At 66.1% G+C, this 10734-nt stretch carries 5 protein-coding genes; all 5 read right to left on the reverse strand.

Features of this window, described 5'->3' with window-relative positions; genetic code table 11:
* Nucleotides 1–51: 51 nt before the first annotated feature.
* Nucleotides 52–522 (reverse strand): 30S ribosomal protein S7, encoded by a 471-nt coding sequence (rpsG, locus tag C8271_RS11450; protein WP_106507396.1) that lies wholly within the window; start codon nt 520–522, stop codon nt 52–54.
* A complete protein-coding gene (gene rpsL, locus C8271_RS11455; protein WP_106507397.1) occupies nt 522–896 on the reverse strand; it encodes a 30S ribosomal protein S12 in 375 nt (124 codons plus the stop codon). The genes rpsG and rpsL overlap by 1 nt, the downstream gene beginning before the upstream one ends.
* A 497-nt stretch (nt 897–1393) precedes the next feature.
* The gene (locus C8271_RS11460; RefSeq protein WP_106507398.1) at nt 1394–2668 is read right to left on the reverse strand and encodes a septal ring lytic transglycosylase RlpA family protein; all 1275 of its coding nucleotides are present in this window, start codon (nt 2666–2668) and stop codon (nt 1394–1396) included.
* 461 nt (nt 2669–3129) lie between these two features.
* On the reverse strand, nt 3130–7020 hold the full coding sequence (locus tag C8271_RS11465) for a DNA-directed RNA polymerase subunit beta' (RefSeq protein WP_106507399.1): 3891 nt from the start codon (nt 7018–7020) through the stop codon (nt 3130–3132).
* A 92-nt stretch (nt 7021–7112) separates the two neighbouring features.
* Nucleotides 7113–10601, reverse strand: a complete 3489-nt coding sequence (gene rpoB, locus C8271_RS11470; RefSeq protein WP_106507400.1) for a DNA-directed RNA polymerase subunit beta — start codon at nt 10599–10601, stop codon at nt 7113–7115.
* Nucleotides 10602–10734: the final 133 nt, after the last annotated feature.

The following is a 10734-nucleotide window of genomic DNA, read 5'->3' on the forward strand; positions in this document are numbered from 1 at the left end:
ACGGGAGCCGGGGAGGCGTCGGGGGCCCGCCAATGCAGGCCCCCAACGTTCTCACCAGCGGTAGTGGGCGAAGGCCTTGTTCGACTCGGCCATCTTGTGCGTGTCCTCGCGGCGCTTCACAGCGGCACCGAGGCCGTTGGATGCGTCGAGGATCTCGTTCATCAGTCGCTCGGTCATGGTGTGCTCACGGCGAGCCCGCGAGTACCCGACCAGCCAGCGAAGCGCCAGCGTAGTGGAGCGACCGGCCTTGACCTCGACGGGGACCTGGTAGGTCGCGCCGCCGACGCGCCGGGAGCGCACCTCGAGGCTGGGGCGGATATTGTCGAGCGCCTTCTTGAGCGTGGCGACGGGATCCTGGCCGTTCTTCTCGCGGCAGCCTTCGAGGGCGTTGTACACGATGTTTTCGGCGACGGTCTTCTTGCCGTCAAGCAGGATCTTGTTGATGAGCTGGGTGACCAGCGGGGAACCGTAGACGGGGTCCACCACGAGCTGGCGCTTGGGAGCTGCTCCCTTACGAGGCATTACTTCTTCTCCTTCTTCGCGCCGTAGCGGGAGCGGGCTTGCTGGCGGCCCTTCACTCCCTGAGTGTCGAGGGAGCCGCGCACGATCTTGTAGCGCACGCCCGGCAGATCCTTCACACGGCCGCCGCGCACGAGCACGATGGAGTGCTCCTGCAGGTTGTGGCCGACGCCGGGGATGTAGGCGGTCACCTCGATACCGGTGGACAGGCGCACACGCGCAATCTTGCGCAGCGCCGAGTTCGGCTTCTTCGGAGTGGTGGTGTACACGCGCGTGCAGACGCCGCGGCGCTGGGGCGAACCCTTGAGCGCCGGCGTCTTCGAGGCGGCGGACTTGTCCTGCCGTCCCTTGCGCACCAACTGCTGAATAGTGGGCACTTCTTCTCTTCCTGTGCGGCCGACGGGGCTGTTGGTCCCGACGGATCACCTTCTTCGACCGCGATTGCGGCCGACGACCCAGACGCCGCTCCCCCATGCCCGGGGAACAGGCGCCCGACCCGTCCGACCGGTGGCACCGGCCGGGCGTGCGAAGGACCGTGATCGCTGCCCTCGACGCCGGGTGGGCACACCCGCCACGCCGATTTCGGGCACACCGCAAGGATCCGCTCCTCGCGGGGGACACCCTGTGCTCCGCGCTCTCACACGGGGCACCTGGGCTTTTCGTCCCTGCTCACGACCAGAGGGCACTCCGGACGCTCTTGTGAGTCTAGTGAGGTCGAGTGGATGCGGTCAAAGGGCGGCGTCTCCTCCGACGCACATCACATGCAACGGCCCGTTTCTGCTTCTGCCGCCGCCGACGGGAGCGGCCCTGCCCTCCACCTCAAGGGTGCAGGGCAGGGCCGTGACGCTATCTGGCTGGTGTGGAACCCGGTGGGTCAGCCCACGCGCTGCCAGGAGACGGTCATGACGCCGGAGCCGGGGTTGCCGATCGCGGAGAACGCGCCGTATGACAGGTCCAGGCAGCGTCCGCCGACGTATGGACCGCGGTCGTTGATCCGGACAACGACGCTCTGGCCGGTGTTGTTGTTCGTGACGCGGATGCGGGTACCCAGCGGCAGGCTCTTGTGGGCCGCGGTCATGGCGTGCTTGTTGAAGCGCTCGCCGCTGGCGGTCGGGCCACCGTGGGTGCCATCGCCCTGGCCGTAGTGGGAGGCCTTGCAGGTCTGAGTGGCACCGACGCCGGAGCCGCTCTGATCGGTGCTCGAGGTGGAACGCTTCGGGGACTCGCGATCTGCGCCGCGTGACGACTCGCCGTCACGGTTCTTCGAGGATCCGTTCGAGCGGGTCTCCTCGCGGTTCTTCGGCTTCTCCTTGGTTCCTTCGAGAACGACCTCGGTCACGGGCTCCTTGGTGACCTTTTCGGACAGGGTCTCGGTCTCCGTCACCTTGCCGTCGACGAGGGTGTCGCGAAGGGTGGTGGTCTTCTCCCCCTTGACTCCCTTGGTCTCGACCTTGGTCTCGCCGGTGAAGAGGGAGTCCGACTTCTTGGTCTCGGTGGTGAAGGCGACCTCTTCAGTCTCGGTGCGCTCCTTCTGGCGGGTGCGCACGATCTGGTAGGTGGCGCCGTCCTCGATGGCGGAGCTCTTGTCGATCTCCTTGCCATTCAGCAGTGCTTTGTCGGCATCCTGGTAATCGCCCAGAACCTTCTTCATCGCTTCGCCGACGGTGGCGGCGTTGACGGTGAAGGTGTCCTGGCCACGCTGGCCCTTGATGGTGATGGTCTTGCTGGTGGTGACCTCGACGTCCGTCCCGTCGGCGGCGAGCTCAGTGGAGACATCCGGCGTGATCGCGGCGCCCTCGAGGTCAAGGTCGAGCTCGTCCAGGGCGTCCTGCACGGTGGTGCCGGTGGTCAGGACCTCTTCAGCGGTGCCGTCGACGGTGACCGTGGCGGGGCGGCGCTGGATGACCTGGATCTCGGTGCCATCGTCCACGGTGGTGCCGAGGTCGGGGATCACGAGATCGTTCTTGTGAACCTCAATGCCCTGAGCCTTCAGGAGGTCTTCGACCGTGGTGCTGTACGTCCGCACCGTGCTCGGGGTTCCGTAGTGGTAGACGGTGATCTCGTTCTGCATGGCGTAGGCGGTGCCACCGCCGCCAACGGCCACCACGCATGCCGCGGCAGCCGCCGCGATCCAGCCCTTCGTCTTCACGTCCACGTCCTTCGCGCGACCCGGGGTCGCAGTCCTCGCTGTGTTCACGGTTCGTGTGCGGGCGGCCGATGAGCCACCGAGCCCGGGCGAGCGCGCGCTCCGCTGGGGGCGCTGCGGGGAAGATCATCGCTCGGACTGTCGCGTCATCCATCGTGGTGCCCATCATCGGGGCAGGGAAGGCGATAGACGGGAGTTTGGACGGAGCACGCACTGTTCTTTACCGTCGCGTGACGGTTCAGGGGAGCCGGGTCACGTCCCCGACCACGCATCGGCATTGTCCGCGTCGTCGGCGACGCGGACGGGACAGCTCGGCGAGCTGGACAGCGTGGTGGGGCTCGGGATCGTGGCACCAGCAGTACAGCGGAGCACTTCGTCAACGGCGACACAGCCAGGGCCCGACGGACGACGGGGCCGCCTCCCCGTCAGGGAAGCGGCCCCGTCAGTGGTCGTCGGTGGACGACTCAGCGCAGATCGGTGCGGAACGGATCGGCGTAGTCGATGTCGTCCAGGTTCACCGCGCCGTTCGTGCCGAAGCCGGAGAAGTCCAGCTCGTCGTACCCGGGAACCTGGTACATCTGAGCCTTCGCCTCGTCGGTGGGCTCCACCACGATGCGGCGGAAACGCTGCAGGCCGGTGCCGGCCGGGATCAGCTTGCCGATGATCACGTTCTCCTTGAGGCCCATGAGCATGTCGCTCTTGCGGTTCAGAGCGGCCTCGGTGAGCACGCGCGTGGTCTCCTGGAAGGACGCGGCCGACAGCCACGAATCCGTCGCAAGCGACGCCTTCGTGATGCCCATGAGCTCCGGACGGCCCGAGGCGGGCTGCCCGCCCTCGGCCAGAACGCGGCGGTTCTCCCGCTCGAAGGTGACGCGCTCGGTGAAATCGCCCGGCAGCAGATCGGTGTCGCCCGACTCGATGATCGTCACGCGACGCAGCATCTGCCGCACAATGACCTCGATGTGCTTGGCGTGGATGTCCACGCCCTGGGAGATGTACACCTTCTGGACCTCGTTCACCAGGTGCTGCTGCACCGCGCGGGGGCCGAGGATGCGCAGCACCTGCTTGGGATCCACGGAGCCCTGCGACAGCTGCTGGCCGACCTCCGCGTGCTCGCCATCGCCCACCAGGAGCGTGACGCGCTTGGAGACGGTGTAGGAGACCGGGTCCGAGCCATCGTCAGGCGTGATCGTGATCCGACGCTGCTTGTCGGTCTCCTCGATCTCCACCCGACCGGCCACCTCGGTGATCGGCGCGAAGCCAGCCGGGGTGCGAGCCTCGAACAGCTCCTGCACACGCGGCAGACCATGGGTGATATCGCCGTCAGCGCTCGCGACACCACCGGAGTGGAACGTACGCATGGTCAGCTGGGTGCCCGGCTCACCGATGGACTGCGCGGCGACGATGCCCACGGCCTCGCCGATGTCCACCAGCTGACCGGTGGCCAGCGAGCGGCCGTAGCACTTCGCGCACGTGCCCACGGCCGAGTCACAGCTGAGCACGGAGCGGATCTTCACCTCACGCACGCCGTGGGCGATCAGGTTGGCGATCAGCTCATCACCCACGTCAGCTCCCGCCGGGGCGAGCTCAGTGCCGTCCTCGTCGGTCACCGCCACAGCCAGGGTACGGCCGTAGACGGTGGTCTCCACGTTCTCGTGCGGACGCAGCGCGCCGGCCTCTTCCACCGCGATCGGCAGCACGAAGCCCTTGGCGGTACCGCAGTCCGCCTCACGGACGATGACGTCCTGAGAGACGTCCACCAGACGACGCGTGAGGTAGCCCGACTGGGCGGTCTTCAGCGCCGTATCCGCCAGACCCTTACGGGAACCGTGCGAGGCGATGAAGTACTCCAGCACCGACAGCCCCTCCTTGTAGTTGGAGAGGATCGGGCGCGGGATGATCTCACCCTTCGGGTTGTTCACCAGACCGCGCATACCGGCGATCTGGCGGATCTGCATCCAGTTGCCGCGGGCACCGGAGTGCACCACACGGTAGATCGTGTTGGACTCCTCGAAGTTGGCGCGCATCGCCTCATCGACCTCATTGGTCGCCTCGGTCCAGATGTCGATGAGCTCCATGTTGCGCTCGGCCTCGGAGACCAGACCCAGGTCACGGTTCTCCTGCACCTGCGCGGCCTTCTTCTCGTACTTCGCGACGATCTCCGCCTTGCTGTCAGGCGCGACGATGTCGGAGAACGCGAAAGAGACGCCCGAGCGGGTGCCCCACGTGAAGCCGTAGGCCTTGAGCGCGTCGAGCGACGCGGAGACCTGGCCCTTGTCGTAGCGCTCGGCCAGCTCGTTCACGATCGAGCCCAGACGCTTCTTGGCCACCTGCCCCTGCACGAACGGGAAGTCCATCGGCAGAGTCTCATTGAAGTAGACGGTGCCCAGCGTGGTGACCAGCGTGACGGGATCACCCTCGGTCCAGCCCTCGGGAGCCTCCCAGTCGCGCGGCGGCACGATCTCACCCGCGCCGAACCGGATCGTGACCGGGGCGTTGAGATCCAGATCGCCGGCGTCATAGGCCATGACTGCCTCCGCCACGGAGGCGAACGCACGGCCAGCGCCAGCGGTGTCCTCACACACCGTGGTCAGGTGGTACAGGCCGATCACCATGTCCTGCGCGGGCATGGTCACCGGGCGGCCATCCGACGGCTTGAGGATGTTGTTCGAGGACAGCATCAGGATGCGGGCCTCGGCCTGCGCCTCTGCAGACAGCGGCAGGTGCACGGCCATCTGGTCACCGTCGAAGTCCGCGTTGAAGGCGGCGCACACGAGCGGGTGCAGGTGAATGGCCTTGCCCTCCACCAGCTGCGGCTCGAAGGCCTGGATGCCCAGGCGGTGCAGGGTGGGCGCACGGTTCAGCAGCACCGGGTGCTCGGTGATGACTTCCTCGAGCACGTCCCACACCTCGGGGCGGGCGCGCTCGACCATCCGCTTGGCGGCCTTCACGTTCTGAGCGTGGGACAGCTCGACGAGGCGCTTCATCACGAACGGCTTGAACAGCTCCAGCGCCATGCCCTTGGGCAGACCGCACTGGTGCAGCTTCAGCTGCGGGCCGTTCACGATCACGGAGCGGCCGGAGTAGTCCACGCGCTTGCCCAGCAGGTTCTGGCGGAAGCGGCCCTGCTTGCCCTTAAGCATGTCGGACAGGGACTTCAGCGGGCGGTTGCCCGGGCCGGTCACCGGACGGCCACGGCGGCCGTTGTCGAACAGCGAGTCCACCGACTCCTGCAGCATCCGCTTCTCGTTGTTCACGATGATCTCAGGGGCGCCCAGGTCCAGCAGGCGCTTGAGGCGGTTGTTGCGGTTGATCACGCGGCGGTACAGGTCATTCAGGTCGGAGGTCGCGAAGCGGCCACCGTCCAGCTGCACCATCGGACGCAGGTCCGGCGGGATCACCGGGATGCAGTCCAGCACCATGCCGGTGGGCGAGTTGGTGGTGCTGCGGAAGGCGGAGACGACCTTGAGGCGCTTGAGGGCGCGAGCCTTCTTCTGGCCCTTGCCGGTGGCAATGACCTCGCGCAGGGCCTGGGCCTCGGAGTCGAGGTCGAAGGTCTCCAGACGCTTCTGGATGGCCTCAGCGCCCATACCGCCCTCGAAGTAGGTGCCGTAGCGCAGCTTCATAGCGCGGTACAGCTGCTCATCACCTTCGAGGTCGGCAACCTTCAGCGAGGTGAAGCGCTCCCACACGGCCGTGACGCGACCGATCTCGGCGTCGTACTTCTTGCGGATCTGCGCCTGCTCGCGCTCTGCGGAGTCGCGAACCTTCCGCTTGGCGTCAGCCTTCGCGCCCTCTTCCTCGAGCTGGGCGAGATCCTTCTCCGCGGAGACGGCGCGCTCATTGATGGCGGCGTCCCGCTCGTTCTCGAGCTCCTTGATCTCCAGGTCGTGGCGGCTCTGCAGATCAGGCAGGTCTTCGTGGCGGGCCTGCTCATCGACGGCGGTGATCATGTACGCCGCGAAGTAGATGACCTTCTCGAGGTCCTTCGGAGCCAGGTCCAGCAGGTAGCCCAGGCGGCTGGGCACGCCCTTGAAGTACCAGATGTGAGTCACCGGAGCGGCAAGCTCCACGTGCCCCATGCGCTGACGGCGCACATCGGACTTGGTGACCTCCACACCGCAGCGTTCACAGACGATGCCCTTGAAGCGCACGCGCTTGTACTTGCCGCAGTAGCACTCCCAGTCCCGGGTGGGACCGAAGATGCTCTCGCAGAACAGGCCGTCCATCTCGGGCTTGAGGGTGCGGTAGTTGATGGTCTCCGGCTTCTTCACCTCGCCGAAGGACCAGGAACGGATGTCGTCGGCGGTTGCGAGGCCGATGCGGAGCTCGTCAAAAGTGTTGACGTCGAGCACGGATGTCCTTCTCTCGAATCGAAAATCGTGGGGTCTGAGGGTTCAGGGCTGCGGGCGCTCCCCGCGGCCGATGGCCGCGGGGAGCGGAACCGTCAGACCTCTTCGATGGAGCCGACGCCCTCGTGGGGCCGGCGGGACAGGTCGATCCCGAGCTCCTCGGCAGCTCGGAAGACCTCTTCGTCGCTCTCACGCAGTTCGGCGCTGGAGCCGTCAGAGGACAGCACCTCCACGTTCAGGCACAGCGACTGCATCTCCTTGAGCAGCACGCGGAAGGACTCCGGGATGCCCGGTTCGGGGATGTTCTCGCCCTTGACGATCGACTCGTACACCTTCACGCGGCCGGTGACGTCATCGGACTTGATGGTCAGCAGCTCCTGCAGGGCGTACGCGGCGCCGTAGGCCTCGAGGGCCCACACCTCCATCTCGCCGAAGCGCTGGCCACCGAACTGCGCCTTACCGCCCAGCGGCTGCTGGGTGATCATCGAGTACGGGCCGGTCGAGCGGGCGTGCAGCTTGTCGTCCACCAGGTGGTGCAGCTTCAGGATGTACATGTAGCCCACGGACACCGGCACCGGGAACGGCTCACCGGAGCGGCCATCGAACAGCTGAGCCTTGCCGTCCTCCTTGACCATCTGCACACCATCGCGGTTCGGACGGTGGTTGACGATCAGCTCGTTGAGCTCGTCGCCGGTGAGGCCATCAAACACAGGGACGGCCACCGGGGTGCCAGGCTCACCGTGCAGCGCGGCCTGCGGCAGCGTCTCCGCGGAGGTGGAGTCAGCGGGCAGGTCCCAGCCGGACTTCGCGACCCACCCCAGATGGGTCTCCATCACCTGACCGATGTTCATGCGGCCGGGCACGCCCATGGGGTTGAGGATGATGTCCACGGGGGTGCCGTCCTCGAGGAACGGCATGTCCTCCACCGGCAGGATCTTCGCGATGACGCCCTTGTTGCCGTGCCGGCCCGCGAGCTTGTCACCGTCGGTGATCTTGCGCTTCTGGGCAACGTAGACGCGGACCATCTCGTTCACACCGGTGGGGAGGATGTCTCCGTCCTCCTCGTCGGTGAACACGCGTACACCGATCACGGTGCCGGACTCGCCGTGGGGCACGCGCAGCGAGGTGTCACGCACCTCACGCGCCTTCTCACCGAAGATGGCGCGCAGCAGGCGCTCCTCCGGGGTCAGCTCGGTCTCGCCCTTCGGGGTCACCTTGCCGACGAGGATGTCGCCGGGTTCGACCTCGGCACCGATGCGGATGATGCCGCGCTCGTCGAGATCGGCCAGGACATCATCGCCCACGTTGGGGATGTCACGGGTGATCTCTTCCTTGCCGAGCTTGGTGTCACGCGCATCGACCTCGTGCTCCTCGATGTGGATCGACGTGAGCACGTCATCCTGCACCAGGCGGGAGGACAGGATGATGCCGTCCTCGTAGTTGTGGCCCTCCCAGGACATGAACGCCACCAGCAGGTTCTTGCCCAGGGCGAGCTCACCGTCGTCGGTGGACGGGCCATCTGCCAGGATCGAGCCGGCCTCGACGCGGTCACCCTCGTCGAACAGGACGCGCTGGTTGTAGCAGTTGCCCGCATTCGAGCGCTGGAACTTGTCGAGCGAGTAGGTCTGACGGGTGCCGTCGTCGGCCATCACGGAGATGAGATCGGCGGACAGCTCCTCGATCACACCGGACTTCTGGGCCACCACCACATCGCCGGCGTCCACTGCGGCGCGACGCTCCATACCTGTACCGACCAGCGGCATCTCGGTGCGCAGCAGCGGCACGGCCTGACGCTGCATGTTCGAGCCCATGAGCGCACGGTTGGCGTCGTCGTGCTCGAGGAAGGGGATCATCGCGGTGGCGACGGAGACCATCTGACGCGCGGAGACGTCCATGAAGTCAACGTCCGCCGCGTCGATCAGCTCCGGCTCACCACCGGGCAGTCGGCACAGCACCTGTTCATCAGTGAAGCGGCCGTCGTCGTCCAGCTTCGCGTTCGCCTGGGCGATGACGTGACGATCCTCGTCGTCCGCGGTGAGGTAGACGATCTTGTCGGTCACCGCACCACCGGAGACCTTGCGGTACGGGGTCTCGACGAAGCCGAACGGATTGATGCGCGCGAAGGTTGCGAGCGAACCGATCAGGCCGATGTTCGGACCCTCAGGGGTCTCGATCGGGCACATGCGGCCGTAGTGCGACGGGTGGACATCGCGCACCTCCATGCCGGCGCGGTCACGGGACAGACCGCCGGGACCGAGCGCCGACAGACGACGCTTATGGGTCAGACCCGACAGCGGGTTGTTCTGGTCCATGAACTGCGACAGCTGGGAGGTTCCGAAGAACTCCTTGATCGCTGCGGTCACGGGGCGGATGTTGATCAGCGTCAGCGGCGTGATCGCTTCGACATCCTGCGTGGTCATGCGCTCGCGCACCACGCGCTCCATCCGGGACAGGCCCGTGCGGAACTGGTTCTGAATCAGCTCGCCGACGGCGCGGATGCGACGGTTGCCGAAGTGGTCGATGTCGTCGGTCTCCACACGAATGGTGCGGGAGTCAACGCTGGTCATCTCCGTCAGGCCCTCGTGAAGCGCCACCAGGTACTTGATGGTGGCGACGATGTCCTCGAGACGCAGGACGGACTCGGACAGCTGGCCCTCGATACCCAGCTTCTTGCCGATCTTGTAGCGGCCGACCTTCGCCAGGTCATAGCGCTTCTCGTTGAAGTAGAGGTTGTTCAGCATGGCCTCGCCCGCATCGCGCGTGGGCGGCTCGCCCGGACGCTGCTTGCGGTAGATGTCCATGAGCGCTTCATCCTGGGAGGTGATGCGGTCCTTCTCCAGAGTGGAGCGCATCGACTCGAACTCGCCGAACTCCTCGAGGATGTCCGCGTGGGACATGCCCAGGGCCTGCAGCAGCGTGGTGACTGACTGCTTGCGCTTGCGATCGATGCGCACGCCCACCTGGTCACGCTTGTCGACCTCGAACTCCAGCCAGGCACCGCGCGAGGGGATGATCTTGGCGTTGAAGACGTGCTTGTCGCTGGTCTTGTCGATTGTCTCCTCGAAGTACACGCCCGGGGAGCGGACCAGCTGCGAGACGACGACACGCTCGGTGCCGTTAATGATGAAGGTGCCCTTGTTGGTCATGAGCGGGAAGTCGCCCATGAAGACCGTCTGGGTCTTGATCTCGCCGGTCTCGTTGTTCATGAACTCGGCGATGACATACAGCGGAGCAGCGTAGGTGAGGTCCTTCTCCTTGCACTCCTCGACCCCGTACTTCGGCTCGTCGAAGGTGTGATCGCGGAAGGACAACGACATGTTGCCGCCGAAGTCCTCGATGGGGGAGATCTCCTCGAGGATGTCCGCAAGGCCAGAGGTCTGCGGCACATCCTCGCGGCCAGCCTCAGCAGCTTCAGCGGCACGCTCCTGCCACCGCTCATTGCCGAGCAGCCAGTCAAACGATGTGGTCTGCAGGCTCAGCAGATCCGGGACGGCAAGGGGGTCGTCGAGCTTCGCGAACGTGACGCGCGGAGAGGCGGCGCGAAGGGCGATGTCATGGGTGAGATCGGTGCTCGAGGCAGCCAAGAGTGGTCCTTCCACAGGCCGAGAACGGTGACTCCGGCGCGGCGTGGGCCCTGATGGGCGATCGCACACGGACGACAGAGGGCCCGGCCAACGCACAGCGCAAGATACGAGCATAACGAAAGACACGGATGGA

The organism is Brachybacterium timonense, from assembly GCF_900258505.1.
Classification (GTDB): Bacteria; Actinomycetota; Actinomycetes; order Actinomycetales; family Dermabacteraceae; genus Brachybacterium; species Brachybacterium timonense.

What these genes read in the sequence shown, in the direction of transcription:
- rpsG (WP_106507396.1), bottom strand. Translation starts at nt 522, where the DNA reads ATGCCTCGTAAGGGAGCAGCTCCCAAGCGCCAGCTCGTGGTGGACCCC.